The sequence below is a fragment of the Saccharothrix mutabilis subsp. mutabilis genome (genome assembly GCF_039521145.1).
In the GTDB taxonomy this organism is placed as follows: domain Bacteria; phylum Actinomycetota; class Actinomycetes; order Mycobacteriales; family Pseudonocardiaceae; genus Actinosynnema; species Actinosynnema mutabilis.
This window is the reverse complement of record NZ_BAAABU010000014.1, coordinates 33,170-51,442: the sequence shown is the minus strand read 5'-3', so window position 1 is coordinate 51,442 and position 18,273 is coordinate 33,170. Positions and strand designations below refer to the sequence as shown.

At 72.2% G+C, this 18,273-nt stretch carries 11 protein-coding genes; 9 read left to right on the top strand and 2 right to left on the bottom strand.

What is annotated here, in order from left to right:
* The first annotated feature begins 59 nt into the window (after window positions 1-59).
* Window positions 60-1,304 (top strand): cytochrome P450 family protein, encoded by a 1,245-nt coding sequence (locus tag ABD126_RS25835; protein WP_343936512.1) that lies wholly within the window; start codon window positions 60-62, stop codon window positions 1,302-1,304.
* Between the two features lie 158 nt (window positions 1,305-1,462).
* On the opposite strand, the gene ABD126_RS25830 is transcribed toward ABD126_RS25835, so the two are convergent.
* The gene (locus ABD126_RS25830) at window positions 1,463-2,488 is read right to left on the bottom strand and encodes an alpha/beta fold hydrolase (RefSeq protein WP_343936511.1); all 1,026 of its coding nucleotides are present in this window, start codon (window positions 2,486-2,488) and stop codon (window positions 1,463-1,465) included.
* 233 nt (window positions 2,489-2,721) lie between these two features.
* Here ABD126_RS25830 and ABD126_RS25825 point away from each other — a divergent pair, with 233 nt between their 5' ends.
* Entirely contained in the window at window positions 2,722-4,326 is a 1,605-nt protein-coding gene (locus ABD126_RS25825) for a flavin-containing monooxygenase (protein ID WP_343936510.1), read from the top strand.
* A gap of 411 nt (window positions 4,327-4,737) precedes the next feature.
* On the opposite strand, the gene hppD is transcribed toward ABD126_RS25825, so the two are convergent.
* A complete protein-coding gene (hppD, locus tag ABD126_RS25820; protein ID WP_343936509.1) occupies window positions 4,738-5,802 on the bottom strand; it encodes a 4-hydroxyphenylpyruvate dioxygenase in 1,065 nt (354 codons plus the stop codon).
* A gap of 395 nt (window positions 5,803-6,197) precedes the next feature.
* Between hppD and ABD126_RS25815 the strand changes: the two genes are divergently transcribed.
* The 7 genes from ABD126_RS25815 to ABD126_RS25785 all read left to right on the top strand — a co-directional run bounded on the left by ABD126_RS25815 (window position 6,198) and on the right by ABD126_RS25785 (window position 18,251).
* Window positions 6,198-7,628, top strand: a complete 1,431-nt coding sequence (locus ABD126_RS25815) for an FAD-dependent oxidoreductase (RefSeq protein ID WP_343936508.1) — start codon at window positions 6,198-6,200, stop codon at window positions 7,626-7,628.
* A gap of 86 nt (window positions 7,629-7,714) precedes the next feature.
* On the top strand, window positions 7,715-9,889 hold the full coding sequence (locus tag ABD126_RS25810; RefSeq protein ID WP_343936507.1) for a molybdopterin-dependent oxidoreductase: 2,175 nt from the start codon (window positions 7,715-7,717) through the stop codon (window positions 9,887-9,889).
* Window positions 9,890-9,927: 38 nt separating this feature from the next.
* Complete coding sequence (locus ABD126_RS25805) at window positions 9,928-10,113, top strand: DUF6222 family protein (protein WP_343936506.1); 186 nt, start codon at window positions 9,928-9,930, stop codon at window positions 10,111-10,113.
* An 872-nt stretch (window positions 10,114-10,985) separates the two neighbouring features.
* Complete coding sequence (locus ABD126_RS25800) at window positions 10,986-11,852, top strand: AfsR/SARP family transcriptional regulator (protein ID WP_343936505.1); 867 nt, start codon at window positions 10,986-10,988, stop codon at window positions 11,850-11,852.
* A gap of 197 nt (window positions 11,853-12,049) precedes the next feature.
* Window positions 12,050-12,259 (top strand): MbtH family protein, encoded by a 210-nt coding sequence (locus ABD126_RS25795; RefSeq protein WP_343936504.1) that lies wholly within the window; start codon window positions 12,050-12,052, stop codon window positions 12,257-12,259.
* Complete coding sequence (locus ABD126_RS25790; RefSeq protein ID WP_425542883.1) at window positions 12,256-17,232, top strand: amino acid adenylation domain-containing protein; 4,977 nt, start codon at window positions 12,256-12,258, stop codon at window positions 17,230-17,232. Before ABD126_RS25795 ends, ABD126_RS25790 begins: the two co-directional genes overlap by 4 nt.
* On the top strand, window positions 17,229-18,251 hold the full coding sequence (locus tag ABD126_RS25785) for an LLM class flavin-dependent oxidoreductase (protein WP_343936503.1): 1,023 nt from the start codon (window positions 17,229-17,231) through the stop codon (window positions 18,249-18,251). Before ABD126_RS25790 ends, ABD126_RS25785 begins: the two co-directional genes overlap by 4 nt.
* The last annotated feature ends 22 nt before the right edge of the window (window positions 18,252-18,273 follow it).

Here is an 18,273-nt window from a genome sequence, read left to right as displayed (position 1 = left end):
TACCTTGTGGCCGTGTCGTGAATTCCTCCGACTCTGACGGGTTTTTCCGGGAGACAGCTATGAGCGAAGGCCGTCCATTCACCTTGGACCCCACGGGTCGGGACATCCACGCCGAAGCGGACCACCTGCGGGCCCAGGGCCCCGCCACCCGGGTGGAACTGCCCGGCGGGGTCGTGGCGTGGTCCGTCACCAGCTACGAGGTCAGCAAGAAGCTGCTCGGCGACCCGAACGTCAGCAAGAGCGCCCGCCTGCACTGGCCGGCCTTCGTCAACGGCGAGGTCCCGCCCGACTGGGAGATGATCAGCTGGGTGGCGATGGACAACATCTCCACCACCTACGGCAAGGACCACCGCAGGCTGCGCCGGCTGACCACCAAGGCGTTCATGGCGCGCAAGCCCGAAGAGGTCCGCCCCAAGGCGCAGGCCATGATCGACGCGCTGCTCGACCGCCTGGCCGACGCCGCCGCCGCGGGCGAGGTCGTCGACCTGAAGTCGCAGTTCGCCTACCCGCTGCCGGGCATGCTGGTGGCCGAGCTGATCGGCATGTCCGACGAGGCGCGGGTCGCGGCGGCGAAGATGATCGACCTGATGGTCGCCACGGACGTGACCCCCGAGCAGGCCCAGGACACCCTGCTGGGCTGGCGCACCGCCATCGCCGACCTCATCGCGCAGAAGCGCCGCGAGCCCGGACCCGACATCACCAGCGACCTCATCGCCGCCCGTGACGAGGACGGCTCGCAGATGTCCGAGCAGGAGATGACCGACACGGTCTTCGCGATCCTCGGCGCGGGCTCCGAGACCACGATCAACTTCATCGACAACGCGGTCACCGCGCTGGTCACCCACCCCGAGCAGCTGGAACTGGTCAAGACCGGCCAGGTGTCGTGGGACGAGGTCATCGAGGAGGTCCTGCGGCTGCACGCGCCGCTGGCGAGCCTGCCGCTGCGCTTCGCGGTCGAGGACGTGGAGCTGGACGGCGTGACCATCCCCAAGGGCGACCCGATCCTGATCAACTACGCGGCGCTGGGCCGGGACCCCGCGCTGCACGGCGAGTCCGCGGCCACGTTCGACATCACCCGCGCGGACAAGGAGCACCTGTCCTTCGGCCACGGCCCGCACTACTGCCTGGGCGCGGGCATCGCCCGCATGCTGGCCAAGGCCGCGCTGTCCGCGCTGTTCGAGCGCTTCCCGGACCTGGCGCTGGCCGTGGACGTCAAGGACCTGGTCCCCTACCCGACCTTCATCATGAACGGCCACCGCTCGCTCCCCGTGCGCCTGACGAAGGCGGCCACCGCGGCGGCGTGACACCCCGCTCGTCCCCTGCCGCCCCGGGCACTCACCGCCCGGGGCGGCATTTCGCGTGCTTGGCACGGTGGGCCCGGCACGGTGGGCCCGGCACGGTGGGCCCGGCGCACGAAAATGGCCCGCGACGGTGGTCGCGGGCCGGTCTTCGGGTTGTGGCGTCAGGACTTCAGGACTTCCGCCAGGACTTCGTCGATGGCGGCGGCGTCGGTCGGCATCAGGCCGAACATGGCGAAGTGGCCCATCGGGCTGTCGATCACGCGCAGCTCGGCGCCGGGGATCAGCGCCACGTCGGCGGCCACGTCCGCGACCGGCATGAAGAAGTCGTCGCTGAACGCCACCGCGACGACCTTCCCGGTGATCCGGCCCAGCGCCGCGGCCAGGTCCCCGCCGGCGTTGCGGCCCACGTCCCCGGCGCGCCACTTCGCCAGCTGGCGGAGGAGGTTGTTCGGGTCCAGCGCCTGGTAGTAGCCGCGGGTGAAGCCGTGGCCGTAGTCGTCGGCCGAGGCGAAGCCCATCGCGCGCCACACCTCGTCGCGGAAGAACCGCGTGCTGGTGCTGGTCAGGGTGAACGCCATCGCGTGCCGCTTGAGGCCCACGTGGACGTCGGCGGCGTCGGCGTAGAACCCGTCGGCGAACGCGGGGTCCGAGCGCAGCAGTTCGCCGGCCATGTCGATGAACAGCTTGTTGTGCGCGGGGGTCCGGGCGGTCGCGGCGAAGATCGCCGCCCGGGGCACCACCTCCGGGTGGCGCACGGCCCACTCGTAGGCCTGCTGGCCGCCCATCGACCAGCCGACCACCGCGTGCAGGGCGGTGATGCCGAAGTGCTCGGTGACCAGCCGGTGCTGGGCGCGCACGTCGTCGGCGATCGACACCACCGGGAACTGGCCGCGGTCGAACGGCGGCGGGGTGTTGCTCGGCGAGGACGACAGGCCGTTGCCGAACTGGTCGGGCAGGATGATGAAGTAGCGGGACGGGTCCAGCGCGCGGCCCTCGCCGATCAGGGCCTCCAGCGAGGAGGAGTTGCCCGAGTACATGTGCGGGAAGAGCACGGCGTTGTCCCTGGCCGCGTTCAGCTCGCCGAACGTCCGGTACGCCAGTCGCGCGCCCGGCAGCGTGTAGCCGCTGTCGAACGCGAAGGGGCCGAGTTCGAAGTGCTGCGGCGCGGCGGTGTCGTCGCCACTCATCGTGACCTCCCAGGGGACAATGCCGCATCGGTTTTCCGCGGTGCGATCCGCCGATCATCGTCGGCGCGCGGCGCCCGGCGGCTCAACTCCCGCGTTGCCTTTCTCCACTCGTGCGCTGTTCCGCACCGACCGCACAGGAAAAGAAGGAAGACGCTTCGGCGTGGTTAACCTCATGGGCATTGCCGCCTGTTCAAGCGGTCAACACGTACCCGACGGTGGGGAGGTTCATTCCCATGGACAGTGTGGCCGGGGAAATCGACGCAGTGGTGGTCGGAGCCGGCTTCGCCGGACTCTACGCGCTGCACAAGCTCCGCGCGCAGGGCCTGTCGGTCAAGGTCTTCGAGGCGGCCGACGACGTCGGCGGGACGTGGTACTGGAACAAGTACCCCGGCGCCCGGTGCGACGTGGAGAGCATGCACTACTCGTACTCGTTCGACCCCGCGCTGGAACAAGAGTGGGAGTGGACCGAGAAGTACGCCTCCCAGCCGGAGATCCTCGCCTACCTCCGGCACGTCGCCGACCGCTACGACCTGCGCCGCGACGTCGTGTTCGAGACCCGGGTGACCCGGGCGGCCTACGACGAGGCCGCCGGTCGGTGGCGCGTGAGCACCGACCGCGGCCACGAGCTGTCCGCGCGGTACTGCGTGATGGCCGTCGGCTGCCTGTCGGTGCCGAAGTTCCCGGAGGTGCCGGGCCTGGACGAGTTCACCGGCCCGTGGTACCACACCGCGCGGTGGCCGGAGGGCGGCGTGGACCTCACCGGGCAGCGGGTGGGCGTGATCGGCACCGGGTCGTCGGGCATCCAGGCCATCCCGTTGCTGGCCGAGCAGGCGCGCGAGCTGACGGTGTTCCAGCGCACGCCGAACTACAGCCTCGCGGCGTTCAACCGCCCCCTCGACCCGGCGCGGGTCGCCGAGATCAAGGCGGACTACCGGGCGGTGCGCGACGCCGACCGCAACTCCATCTTCGGCATCGCGGTCGAGTGGCCCACGCAGTCGGCGCTGGAGGTGAGCGACGACGAGCGGCGCGCCATGTACGAGGAGCGGTGGAACCGCGGGCACCTGAACGGGCTCGTGCAGTCCTACACCGACCTGATCTTCAACGAGGAAGCCAACGAGACGGCCGCCGAGTTCATCCGCGAGCAGGTGCGCAGCAAGGTCGCCGACCCGGAGACCGCGCGCAAGCTGGAGCCGCGCGGCTACCCGTTCTCGACCAAGCGGCCCTGCCTGGACACCGGTTACTACGAGACGTTCAACCACGAGCACGTGCACCTGGTGGACCTGCGCGAGGAGGACCTGGTCGAGATCACGGCGACCGGGGTGCGGACGACGGCGGGCGAGTACGAGTTCGACAGCCTGGTCCTCGCGACCGGGTTCGACGCGATGACCGGCGCCCTGCTGGCGGTGGACATCACGGGGCGGGACGGCGTGACGCTGCGGGACAAGTGGCGGGACGGCCCGCAGTCCTACCTGGGGATCGCGGTGTCGGGGTTCCCGAACCTGTTCACCATCACCGGTCCGGGGAGCCCGTCGGTGCTGAGCAACATGGTCGTGTCGATCGAGCAGCACGTGGACTGGATCAGCGACCTGGTCGCGCACATGGACCGCCACGGGAGCGCGGTCGTGGAGGCGACCGAGACCGCGGAGAAGGAGTGGACGGCGCACGTGCGGGAGGTCAGCGAGATGACGCTGTTCCCGAAGGCGGATTCGTACTACCTCGGTGCGAACGTGCCGGGGAAGGCGCGGGTGTTCATGCCGTACGTGGGCGGGGTGGCGCCTTACCGGCAGAAGTGCGACTCGGTGGCGGAGGCCGGGTACACCGGGTTCGACCTGCGCTGAGACCTGCGCTGAGACCTGCGCTGAGCCGACGCGTGCCGCGCTGGCCGGGCACCGGGCGACCCCACCGCCACGGACCCGGCCCACGCTCGGCGCGGCCTCCGGCCCCCGGCACCATTATCCCACGCACCACCGACAAATCCGGCCGCAGCGCCCCGCCGAGCCGCCCCGCCCGCCCCGCCGAGCCGCCCCGCCCGCCCCGCCGAGCCGCGCCGCCCCACCGAGCCGCGCCGCCGAGCCGCCCCGCCTGCGCCGCCCTGACCGAGCCGCCCAGCCGCCAGCCGAACCACCCCACCCGCACCCGCCCGCGCCGGCCACAGCGCCCCGCCCGACACGCGCCCGGCGTGCCCACCCCCACAGCGAAAGGCCCATCCGGGGTCCCGGATGGGCCTGCCTCCCCCACTGCGGATGGGGTTACTCGAACCGGTCCAGGTGGCGTTGCAGTTCCACCGCCTCGTACAGCGCCTTGATGTTGCCGCTGCCGAACGACTTCGCGCCCAGCCGTTCGATCAGCTCGAAGAAGATCGTGTTGCGCGGGTGCACGGACATCGTGAAGATCTGGTACAGCTGCCCGCCGTGGTCCTCGTCCACCAGGATGTTGCGGCGGCGCAGGTCGTCGATGGCGTACCTGATCGGCTCCACCCGGCCGGCCAGCATCTGGTAGTAGCTGCCGGGCGCGTCGAGGAACGCGACTCCCCGCGACGCCAGTGAGTCCAAAGTGGACACGATGCTGCCGGTCGCGAACGCCATGTGCTGGACGCCGGCGCCGCCGTGGTCGCGCAGGAAGCTGTCGATGTGGCCCGGTTCGCAGGTCAGGTCCGGCTCGATCAGCGTCAGGGTCACCGCACCGGACGTGCTCTCCACCACCCGGGTCGTCATGGCCTGCCGCCCGACCGCGATCCGCTCCTCGAAGATCAGCTCGAAGTCCAGCACGTCGCGGTAGAACTCGATGTACCCGTCCAGCTCCCCCGACTCGACGCAGACGGCGAAGTGGTCCACCTCCCCCAGCTGCACCGTGGCGTCGCCGGTGGGCGTCGCGGTCGGGCGCATGCGGGGCAGGGCGCGCGGCGCGGTCCCGGTGTCGCGCTGGATGAACGTGTGCGCCACGTCGCCGAAGCCGATGATCGACGCCGTGGTCACGCCGTCCACCTTGGCCGGCTGGGACAGCGGTCGGGCGCCGCGCCGGACGGCCTCGTCGAACGCCGCCGTCGCGTCGGCGACGCCCAGGCCGATGTTGCCCACCCCGTCGCCGTGCTTCTTGACGTACTCGGCGGCGGGGTGGTCGGCGTCGTCGGCCTCGGTGAGCACGAGGTCCACCTGGCTGTGGCTGAGCACCATCGACCGGGCCGGTGCCTCGTCGTCGGAGGCCGCGCTGATGGCGAACCCGTAGCTGTTGAGCCACCAGGCCGCCTTCGACGCGAGGTCGGTGACGTAGAACTCGACGTGGTCGACGGTCATGTTGCTGAATGGGCCGGTCATCGTGGTGCTCTCTCCTTCTGTTCGTGGGACCGCGCCGACGTGGGACGGCCTACCGGGAGTGGTTCACACCACGTCGCCGTTCTCGGGAGATTTCGGCATCGTCCATCCTGGGGAATTTCCGGCGTGAATGGATGTCGTGCACGACCATCCCACCGGGCACCACCGCTGTCTTATCCGCGCGTGCGCACTCCGGCACGTTCCACACACCGGCTGCGCCGACCCTGTGCGCAGGCGGTTCGCCCTGGTCAAGCGCGGTTCGGCGGGAGCCGGTGAGAACGGTCCCGCAAGCGCGGAGATGCCGCGCGCGGACGCGGCGTGTGAAGGTTCCCGTAGCTCGTGCCCGTCGTGAGCGCCCATTCGGGAATTGCCACAAAGAATACAAGGAGGTGACCGCGGTGAGCGAGGATGCCGGTACGCGCGCGGTGGTGCTGGGCGGCAGCATTGCCGGGCTCTTTGCGGCCAGGGTGCTCGCGGACGCCTACGACCAGGTGCTGATCGTGGACCGCGACAAGCTCGTCGGCGTCAAGGGGGTGCGGCGGTTCTGCCCGCAGAGCCACCAGGCCAACGGGTTGCTCGCCCGCGGGGTGCAGGTCATGGAGGAACTGTTCCCGGGCCTCACCCAGGAGATGATCGACAACGGCGTCCCCACCGGCGACCTCTCCGGCACGTGCCGCTGGTACGCGCGGGGGTTCCGGCTCAAGCAGCAGCACGCCGGGCTGACCACCCTCGGTGTCGTCCGGCCGCTGTTCGAGTACTTCATCCGCGAGCGGGTGCAGAAGATCCCGAACGTGACCTTCCTGGAGGAGCACGACATCCTCGGCCTCACCACGACCGCGGACAAGAGCCGCGTCACCGGTGTGCGGGTGCAGGCCCGCAACGGCGACGTGGACCAGGTGATCGAGGGCGACCTGGTGGTCGACGCCACCGGCCGCGGCTCGCGCACGCCGGTGTGGCTGGAGCAGCTGGGCTACGAGAAGCCGGTCGAGGAGCGCAAGAAGATCGACCTCGGTTACGTCACGCAGCACTTCCGGCTGCGCCCCGGCGCCAACGGGTTCGGCAAGGACGTGGCCATCAACCAGATCGCGCACGCCGGCGCGCCGCGCGGCAACGTCTTCTTCCTGGTCGAGGACGGCAAGGTCGAGCTGACCACCTACGGCATCCTGGGCGACCACCCGCCGACCGACCGCGCGGGCCTGATGGAGTGGCTGAAGTCGTTGCCCGCCAAGGACGTCTACGAGACGCTGCGCTACGCGGACCCGGTGGACAAGGCGATGCCGTTCAAGTTCCCGACGACGCTGCGCCGCCACTACGAGGACCTGCGCCGCTTCCCGGACGGCCTGTTGGTCACCGGTGACGCGATCACCTGCTTCAACCCCGTGTACGCGCAGGGCATGAGCGTCGCCGCGCTGTGCGCGCTGGTCATGCGCCGGCACCTGCACAGCGGTGTGGCGCCGGTGCCGCTGGACTACTTCCGCGACATCGCCAAGGACGCGGTGGACGCCGCGTGGGAGATGACCAACACCATCGACCTGAGCCTGCCGGGCGTCGAGGGCGAGCGCACGTTCAAGGTGCGCATGGCCAACTGGTACCTCAGGCGGGTGCAGATCGCCGCGACCCGCGACGGCGCGATCACCGCCGCGTACTTCCGGACCGCGGGCCTGGTCGCGCCGCCGGAGTCGTTGATGCGGCCCGGTTTCGCCCTGCGCGTGCTGTGGAAGTCGATGTTCGGCCCGTCCAAGGAGAGCCGGCAGCCGTACGTGTACCAGGTGCCCTCGGACGTGGAGCCGGCGTTCCGCGAGACCGCCGAGCTGACCGCGTCGGCATGACCCGGCCACCCGCCCCACCGGCGACCGGTCCCGGCGCGACGCCCGGGGCCGGCGCCCGTGCCGCCGACCCCGCCACCGGAGGGCCGATGACCACCGCGCACCGGACGTGCCCCATCTGCGACTCCGTCTGCGGCTTGAAGATCGAGCTGAACGCCGCCGGTCGGGTCACCAGGGTGACCGGGGACGAGCGTGACCCGTTCACCGGCGGCTACATCTGCCCCAAGGGCGCGGGCCTCGGCCAGCTGGACGAGGACCCGGACCGCCTGCGCCACCCGCTGATCCGCGAGGGCGACGGGTTCCGCGAGGCCTCCTGGGAGGAGGCGTTCGAGGCCGTCGAGCGCGGCCTGGGCGAGGTGGTCGAGAAGCACGGCCGCGACGCCGTCGCCGTCTTCTTCGGCAACCCGACCTACCACACCATGGCGGGCTTCCTGTACCGCGTGCCGCTGATCCAGGCGTTGGCGTCCAAGAACGTCTACTCCTCCGGCACCATCGACCACATGCCCAAGCACGTCGCGTGCGGGCACCTCTACGGCGACCCGTTCGCGATCGCCGTGCCGGACGTCGACCGCACCGACTACCTGTTGGTCATCGGCGCGAACCCGATGGAGTCGCACGGTTCGCTGTTCTGCGCCCCCAACATGCCCGCCCGCCTGCGGGCGCTGCGCAAGCGCGGCGGCAAGCTGGTCGTGGTGGACCCGCGCCGCACCCGCACCGCCGACGCCGCCGACGAGCACTTCTTCGTCCGGCCCGGCACGGACCCGTTCCTGCTGCTGGGCATCGTCCACACGCTGTTCGCCGAGGGGCTCACCGCGGTCACCCACGAGGTGGCCGGGCTGGACGAGCTGCGCGAATTGGTGGCGGAGTTCCCGCCGGCGGTCGCCGAACGGGTGTGCGGCGTGCCCGCCGACGACGTCGTGCGGCTGGCTCGCGAGCTGGCCGCCGCGCCGACCGCCGCGGTGTACTCGCGGATGGGCGGGTCGGTGGTGGAGTTCGGCACGATCACCCAGTGGCTGGTGGACGTGGTCAACGTCCTGACCGGCAACCTGGACCGGCCGGGCGGGACGATGTTCACCAAGACCGCCGCGCTGGAGGTCTTCCGCACCGGGCAGCCCTTCGAGTGGGGCCGCTGGCGCAGCCGCGTCAAGGGCCTGCCCGAAGTGCTCGGCGAGCTGCCGACCGCCACCCTGGCCGACGAGATCGAGACCCCCGGCGACGGCCAGGTCCGCGCGCTGATCAACATCGGGGCCAACCAGGTCGTCGCCGCGCCCAACGGACCCCGGCTCGGCCGCGCGTTCGGCGGGCTGGACTTCATGGTCTGCGTCGACCCGTACCTCAACGAGACCACCAAGCACGCCAGCGTGATCCTGCCGCCGCCGCGCATCCTCCAGTCGCCGCACTACGACTTCCTGATGCAGATCGTCATGGTGCGCAACTACACCCGGTACTCGCCACCGGCCCTGCCGCTGGACGACGACCAGCGCTCCGAGGCGGAGATCCTCGCCCGGCTGACGCTGATCGCGGCGGGCGCGGGCGCGGCGGCCGACCCCTCCGGCGTGGACGAGATGTTCATCGGCCAACTGCTCACCGGGGCCACCCAGATGCCCGGCTCGCCGGTCGAGGGCGCGGACGTCGCCGCGCTGCGCGCCGGCATCGAGGGCGACGACGGCACCGAGCAGGTCCTGGACACGCTGCTCAAGTTCGGCCCCTACGGGCTGTCGCTGGCCCGGCTCAAGCAGGAGCCGCACGGCATCGACCTCGGCCCGCTCGAACCGCGGCTCAAGGAGCTGCTGCGCACGCCGTCCGGGAAGGTGGAGCTGGCCCCCGCGCCGATCGTCGCCGACTTCGACCGGCTGCGGGCCCGGCTCGCCGCCCCGACGCCGGACGTCGTGCTGATCGGCCGGCGGCAGCTGCGGTCCAACAACAGCTGGCTGCACAACGTCGCGTCGCTGGTCGGCGGCAGCAACCGGTGCACGCTGCACGTCAACCCGGTCGACGTCGCCCGGCTGGGGTTGGGCGAGCGGGCGGTGGTGCGGTCGGCGGCGGGCGAGGTCGTCGTCCCGGTCGAGCCGAACGACGCGATCATGCCCGGCGTGGTCAGCCTCCCCCACGGCTGGGGGCACGAGGGCAGCCCGCAGCGGGTCGCGGCCCGCAACCCGGGGGTGAACGCCAACGCGCTCACCGACGACCTGGTGATCGACGTGCCGTCCGGCAACGCGGTGTTCAACGGCGTGCCGGTCACGGTCGGCCCGCACGAGGACTAGCCAACCCGCACCCCGCACCGATGGGAGCACCCACTGCCATGGCCCTTTTCGACGGACCTCCCCAGTACCTCGGGACGGGCTTCCTCCGCGAGGAAGACCCCGCCTACCCGCGCACGACCCCCACGACCAACCTCGCGCCGGGGATCGTGTGGGCCGACGTCCTCGCCGCCATCGCCGCCGACGAGGAGGCCCGCCGGGCCGGGGAGCTGACCGAGGTCGCGTGAGGCGGAACCCAGGGGGCGCGTGCGGGAGAGCGGTTCGTCCCGCACGCGCTTCTTCGTTCTTGCTATTCGCCGTGACGGGCCCTACACCACGAACGCCGGTTTGTGGTGACGAATGTCGAGCACTCGCGGCGCACCCGGCGATCACCGCCGCGAAAAAGTCGCGGAAGTCGGTCGGGAACGCGCAACCGGACCAGGGCGCGGGCGGCGGGGCGCGCGGCCATCGGCTCGACGGGTCAAGCCGCCGTGGCCGATCAGCCGCGAGCCGCCGGGCATTCGCGGGATTGTGGCCGACAACACCGGAACGGCTCTTGCGGGACGCGCGGGAAAAGGTTCAATCACGCGATGTCACCCGGCGGCCCGGACCGGCGTCGAGGGCCTCGCGGAGCAGCGGCGACCGCCCCGGAGTGCCGGCGGGCGGACCCGTTCCGCCGCCCGCCGGCCATGGTTGAACCAGTCCATTCTTCGCGCCCCGGCCGCGGACCGGACCAGCGCGTCGAGCGGTTCGGTCCGGGTGGCGAGCGGGCGTTCCGGGTCCCTCCCGCGCTTGCGCCGGGCAACGGGTGACCGCTTCTCCACTCTTGCTGTTTTTCGCCGGGCCGATGGATGCGCCAACCGGGTGGCGGACGGCATTCAAGGCGCTTGTCGGACGAGTCGCGATCTTGATTTCGGGCCGGCGCGCGGACCGATGTGAACATCCGTGCGCGGCCACCCTTCGGACATTGTGTTGAGTCGACGGGGTTTTGTGGGCTAGCGTCGAACCGTCCGCACCATGCGCAAGGAGGCAGCTACTGCGAGTAACGACGCGCTACCGCGGGGACTGAAGGTGCGTTCTTCTCGCGCGTCAACGATTCCTGAGCCCCTGGGGGAACCACGTGCTGCGACTCCTCGGCCCCATCAGCCTGACCAGCGATGGGCGCGAACACGACCTCGGCGGGCCACGGCAGCGGGTCGTGCTGGCCATGCTCGCGCTCAACGCCAACCGGGTCGTCCCGGTCGAGCGGCTCATCGACGCCGTGTGGAACACCACGCCCCCGACGACGGCGCGAACACAGGTGCAGATCTGCGTCTCCGCCCTGCGCAAGATCTTCCTGGACGCGAAGGTGGCGCTGCGGATCAGGACCCGCCGACCCGGCTACCAGCTGGAGGTCGATCCCGACGACCTCGACACCGAGCGGTTCACCTCGCTGGTCGAGACCGCGCGCCGGCACGCCCGCGCCTCCCGCACCTCCGCGGCGGTGGCGACGCTGCGCATGGCGCTCAACCTGTGGCGCGGCAACCGGGCGCTGGCCGACCTGCACAGCGAGCTGCTGCGCCGCTTCGCCGACCAGCTCGAACACACCCGGCTGACCGCGGTCGTCGAACGCGTCCAGCTCGACCTCGCGCTGGGCCGGCACGAGGAGGTGGTCGGCGAGCTGACCGTCCTGGTCGAGGAACACCCCCTGTGGGAGCGGCTCTACGAATTCCTCATGCTCGCCCTGTACCGCTCCGGGCGGCAGGCCGAGGCGCTCAAGGTGTGCCGGCGCGCCCGAGCGATCCTGGTCGCCGAACTCGGCATCGAGCCGGGGATGCGCCTGCAACGGCTGGAAGCGTCCATCCTCAACCGCGAGCCGGAATTGGAGCTGCCCACCGCCGGGCTGGAGCGGTTTCCGGTGAGCGCGGGCGGGCCGGCGCCGCAGGAGTGGTGGGTTCCCGGCGTCGGTGCGGCGCCGGTGGTGGACTTGTTGCCGCGCGGCGCGTAGCGCGGAGGTCGACCGGGCCCCGGCGCGAGTCCGGTGTGGACGGTCACCCCTTCCCGAAGGGCCCGGCGAACGGCAACTGTGGAGATGTTCCGGGGACATCCGCCGGAGGAGACTGGTGAGCGGGCCGCCTGCCGTGGCGCGGGCGGCGGTGCGCGACTTGTCGCCGGCTGGATCGTCCCAAGTGGAATGAGGTTGCCGTGTCTAATCCGTTCGAGGACGCCGACGCCCTGTACCTGGTCCTGGTGAACGACGAGGGGCAGCACAGCCTGTGGCCCGCGGGCACCGCCGTCCCGGCCGGCTGGACCACGGCGCACGGCGCGGACTCCCGCTCGAACTGCCTGGACTACGTCGAAGCGCACTGGACGGACATGCGGCCCACCAGCCTTGTCCAGGCCGAACGGGCGTGACCGGCATGGAGGACCTCCAGCGGGAGCTGGTCGTCTCGGTGTGGAACGACACGGCGCGCGACGTCCCGGTGACGGTGCTGCCCGAGTTGTTCGCGGCGCAGGCGGCGCGCACGCCGGACGCGGTCGCGGTGGAATCCGGCGGCGTGTCCTGGTCCTACGCGGAGCTGGACGAGCGGTCCAACCGGCTGGCGCGGCACCTGGTCGGGCTGGGCATCGGCCCGGAGCGGCTGGTGGCGGTGGCGCTGCCGCGGTCGCTGCACATGGTGGCCGCGGTCCTGGCGGTGTCCAAGGCCGGCGCGGCGTACCTGCCGATCGACCCCGGGTACCCGGCGGACCGCATCCGGTTCATGCTCACCGACGCCACCCCCAGCCTGCTGATCACCGACCGGGCCACCTCGGCGCGACTGCCCGAGGCCGCGGGCACGACCGTGCTCGACCTGGACGACGACGCCGTGGGCGCGGCCGTGGCGGGCCGGTCCGGTGCGGCGGTCACCGATCGGGAACGCACCCGGCCGTTGCTGGCCGCGCACCCCGCTTACGTGATCTACACGTCCGGGTCCACCGGGCGGCCCAAGGGCGTGGTGGTCAGCCACCAGGGCCTGGCGAGCCTGTCGGCGTACCTCGTCGAGACCTTCGAGATCGGGCCCGCGTCCCGGGTCGCCCAGGTCGCCTCGCTGAGCTTCGACGCGGCCGTCATGGAACTGCTGATGTCGTTGCCGGCCGGCGCGGCGCTGGTGCTGCCCGAGTCGCGGCAGCTGGCCGGCGAGGTGCTGGCCGAGGCGCTGCACGGGCTGCGCGCCAGCCACGCCCTGGTGGGGCCGGCGTCCCTGGCCGGCGCGTCCCCGGCGCAACTGCCGCTGCTGGAGTGCCTGATGGTCGGCGGCGAGGCGTGTCCGGGCGAGGTGGCGGCCGAGTGGTCACCGGGTCGGCGGATGTTCAACGCCTACGGCCCCACCGAGGCGACGGTGGCCGTGACGATGAGCGGGCCGCTGTCCGGAGTGGACGCTCCGCCGATCGGCAAACCCATCCACAACGCCCGCGTCTACGTGCTGGACGAGCGCTTGGAAGCCGTGCCGCCGGGTGTGCCGGGTGAGCTGTACCTGGCCGGCCCCGGGCTGGCGCGCGGGTACCTCAACCAGCCCGGGTTGACCGCGCAGCGGTTCGTGGCCTGCCCCTTCGGCTCCGGCGAGCGGATGTACCGGACCGGCGACCTGGCGCGGTGGCGCGAGGACGGCGAACTGGAGTACCTGGGCCGGGTGGACCACCAGGTCCAGGTGCGCGGGTTCCGCATCGAGCCCGGCGAGATCGAGGCCGTGCTGGCCGCGCAGCCGGGCGTGGCGCAGGCCGTCGTGGTGGCCCGCGAGGACCGGCCGGGCGACCAGCGCCTGGCGGGCTACGTCGTGCCCGCGCCGGGCAGCCGGGTGGACCCGGCCGAGGTCCGCGCCGCCGCCGCCGAGGTGCTGCCGGTCTACATGGTGCCCGCCGCGATCGTCGTGCTGGACTCGTTGCCGCTGACGGTCAACGGGAAGCTCGACCGCGCGGCGCTGCCCGCGCCGACCTACGCCGCCGGCACCGGGCGGGGGCCGGCCACGCCGGCCGAGGAGATCCTGTGCGAGCTGTTCGCCGAGGTCCTGGGCGTGGACCGGGTCGGCGTGGACGACGGGTTCTTCGAGCTGGGCGGCCACTCGCTGCTGGTGGCCCGGCTGATCAGCCGGGTGCGGTCGGTGCTGGGCGTGGAGCTGGAGATCCGCACGGTGTTCGACCACCCGACGGTCGAGCTGCTGGCCAAGTCGCTGGACGCGGCCGGGAAGGCGTGGCCGGCGCTGGAGCCGGCCGACCGGCCCGAGCGGCTGCCGCTGTCGTTCGCCCAGCAGCGGTTGTGGTTCCTGGACCAGCTCGAAGGGCCGAGCACCACCTACAACGTGCCGTTCGCGTGGCGGCTGCACGGTTCCGTGAACGCCGACGCCCTCGCCGCGGCGCTGCGTGACGTGGTCGGGCGGCACGAGTCGCTGCGGACGGTGTTCCCCGTCGTGGACGGCCAGCCGTACCAGCGCGTGGTGCCGGCCGACGAGGCGACGCCCGAGTTCACGTTGGTGCGCACCGACGAAGCCGGCCTGCCCGAGCTGACCGAGCGGGCGGCGCGGCACGTGTTCGACCTGGCCGGCGAGCTGCCGGTGCGGGGGTGGCTGTTCGAGCTGGGCGCCGACGAGTCCGTGCTGGTGCTGCTGATGCACCACATCGCGAGCGACGGCTGGTCGCTCGGCGTGCTGCTGCGCGACCTGGGCCAGGCCTACGAGGCGCGGCTGGCGGGCCGCTCCCCCGGCTGGGCGGACCTGCCGGTGCAGTACGCGGACTACACGCTCTGGCAGCGCGGGCTGCTCGGCGGCGACCAGGACCACGACAGCGTGCTGGCCCGGCAGGTCGCGTACTGGGAGGCGGCGCTGGCCGACCTGCCCGAGCAGCTCGACCTGCCGTTCGACCGGTCCCGCCCGGCGCTGCCCACCTACCGGGGCGGGCACATCACCGTCGAGGTGGACGCCGAGCTGCACCGCGGGCTGGTGGAGCTGGCGCGCAAGCACCAGGTCACGATGTTCATGGTGCTCCAGGCCGGGCTCGCGGTCCTGCTGTCCCGCTCCGGGGCCGGCACCGACATCCCGATCGGCGTGCCGGTGGCCGGCCGCGGCGGCGACGAGGGGCTGCACCACCTGGTGGGGTTCTTCGTCAACACGCTCGTGCTGCGGGCGGACCTGTCGGGCGACCCGAGCTTCACCGAGCTGCTGCGCCGCGTCCGCGACACCGACCTGGCGGCCTACGCCCACCAGGACGTGCCGTTCGAGCGGCTGGTGGAGGTGCTCAACCCGGTCCGCTCGACCGCGCACCACCCGCTGTTCCAGGTGATGCTGGCCTCCGACGAGGACACCAGCCGCGAGTGGGCGGCCGAGGGGCTGCGGGCGCAGGGCCTGCCGCTGGCCGGGGACTCGGCGAAGTTCGACCTGTCGCTGACCTTCCGGTCGCGGCACGAGCCGGACGGCACGCCCGGCGGGATCGGCATCGCCCTGGAGTACGCGGCGGACCTGTTCGACCACGACACCGTCGAGGCGCTCATCGGGCGGCTGCTCGCGCTGCTGGGCCAGTTCACCGCCGACCCCGGGCTGCGGGTCGGCGACGTCGAGCTGCTGACGGCGGCCGAGCGGGACCTGGTCGTGTCGCGGTGGAACGACACCACGCGGGACGTCCCCATGACGGTGCTGCCGGAACTGGTCGCCGCGCAGGCGGCGCGCACGCCGGACGCGGTCGCGCTGGAGTCCGGCGGCGTGGCGTGGACCTACGCGGAGCTGGACGCGCGGTCCAACCGGTTGGCCCGGCACCTGATCGGACTCGGCGTCGGGCCGGAGCGGGTGGTGGCGGTGGCGCTGCCGCGCTCGCCGGACCTGATCGCCGCGATCCTCGCGGTGTCCAAGGCCGGCGCCGCCCACCTGCCGATCGACCCCGGCTACCCGGCGGACCGCATCGGGTACATGCTCACCGACGCGAACCCCGTGGCGGTGCTCACGAACCGCGCGGCCAGTGCCAACCTGCCCGAGGAAAGCCCGATCGTGCTGCTGGACGACCCGGCGGTGACCGCCGCCGTGGCGCAGCGGCCCGGCCACCCGGTCACCGACGACGACCGGACCGCGCCGCTGCTGGCCGCGCACCGGGCGTACGTGATCTACACGTCCGGGTCCACCGGGCGGCCCAAGGGCGTGGTGGTCAGCCACCAGGGCCTGGCCAACCTGGCGGCGTTCATGGTGCACACCCTGGCCATCACGCCGGAGTCCAGGATGGCCCAGCTGCTCTCGCTCAGCTTCGACATGTCCCTGCTGGAGGTGCTGTCGGCGCTGACCTCCGGGGCCACGCTGGTGCTGCCGCCGCCGGGTCAGCTGGCCGGCGAGGAACTGGCCGACACGTTGCGGGAGCTGCGGATCACCCACGCGGTGGTGGCCCCGGCCGCCCTCGCCGGCGCGGCGCCCGAACGCCTGCCCGGACTGGAGTGCCTGGTCGTGGGCGGCGAGGCGCTGCCGGCCGAGATGGTCGCCGAGTGGTCGACCGGCCGACGGATGTTCAACGCCTACGGCCCGACCGAGACGACCGTGTGCACGACGATCAGCGGGCCGCTGACCGCCGGCGGCGCGCCGCCCATCGGCCCGCCGAACTGGAACGTGCGCAGCTACGTGCTGGACAGCCGGTTGACGCCGGTGCCGCCGGGCGTGGCGGGCGAGCTGTACCTGGCCGGGCCGGGCCTGGCGCGCGGGTACCTCAACCAGCCGGGGCTGACCGCGCTGCGGTTCGTGGCCTGCCCCTTCGAACCCGGGCAGCGGATGTACCGGACCGGGGACCTGGTGCGCTGGCGCGACGACGGCGAGCTGGAGTACCTGGGCCGGGTGGACCAGCAGGTCAAGATCCGCGGGTTCCGCATCGAGCCCGGCGAGGTCGAGGCGGTGCTGGCCGCGCAGCCGGGCGTGGAGCACGCCGTGGTCGTGGTCCGCGAGGACCGGCCGGGCGACCGGCGCCTGGTGGGGTACGTGCAGCCGGAGGCGGGGGCCGTGCCGGACCCGGCGGGGCTGCGGGCCGCCGCCGCGCGGGTCCTGCCCGCGCACATGGTGCCCAACGCGGTGATGGTGCTGGACGCGCTCCCGTTGTCCATCAACGGCAAGCTCGACCGCAAGGCCCTGCCCGCGCCGACGTTCGCCACCGGGGCCGGGCGCGAACCCGCCACGCCCCTGGAGGAACAGCTGTGCGGGCTGTTCGCCGAGGTGCTCGGGGTCGAGCGGGTCGGCGTGGACGACAGCTTCTTCGAGCTGGGCGGGCACTCGCTGCTCTCGGCCGTGCTGGTCGCCCGGCTGGAGGAGCAGTTCGGCATCGCGATCAGCCTGCGGGACTTCCTGGGCGACCCGTCCGTCAGCGGCATCACCGGCAGGGAGGCGCAACGATGATGGACCTCGCCGCGAGCGGTGTCACCGTCTACACGACCTGCCGCTCCAGCATCGGGTACAACGAGCAGTCGCACCTGCGCCGGCTGCTGGAGATCGCCCGGTGGGCCGACGAGGCCGGCTACCGCGGCGGCCTGATCTACAGCGACAACACCTCGATCGACTCGTTGATGGCCGCCCAGGCGGCCATCGCCGGGACCGAGGCCTTCGTGCCGCTGGTGGCCATCCAGCCGGTCGACCGCAGCCCGTTCACGCTGGCGCGGGCGGTGTCGTCGCTGGCGCACCTGTACGGCCGGCGCGTGGACATCAACTTCGTCAGCGGCGGCTACAGCCGCGACCTGACCGTCCAGGGCGACACCGTGGCGCACGACGCCCGCTACGACCGGCTCACCGAGTACGCGACGATCGTCAAGGAGCTGCTCACCGGCGGCATGGTCAACTTCGCGGGCGAGTACTACAAGTTCCGCCGCGCGCGGCTCACCTCGCCGGTCCCGCCGGAGCTTTTCCCGCTGTCGTACGTGTCCGGCTCGTCGCCGGCGAGCCTGTCGGCGGGCGAGGCGCTGGGGTTGAGCCAGCTGTCGTTCCCGCTGGTGCCCGAGGATTTCGTCAGCCCCGACATCCGCAAGAACAGGTTCGGCTCGGGCATCAGCGTCGGGATCATCGCGCGCGAGGACTCCGCGGAGGCGTGGCGCATCGCGCACAAGCGGTTCCCGGCCACCCAGGAGGGCGCGGAGCGGATGAAGCTGCTGCTGTCCGCCGCCGTGTCGTCCTGGCAACCCCAGCTCGCCGCCGTGCCCATCCCCGACGAGGCGCCGGGCCAGACCTACTGGCTGGTCCCGTTCCGCTACCACCACACCTTCTGCCCCTACCTGGTCGGCAACTACGACGAGGTGGCCCAGGCGGTCAAGACCTACCTCGACGGGGGCATCCGCACGTTCGTGCTCGACATCCCGGAGGAGCCGGACGACCTGTGGCACGCGCGCACGGCGGTCGAACGCGCCGTCGCGGCCATGGACCGGTAGCAGTGCCAGTTCCGCTGAGCGA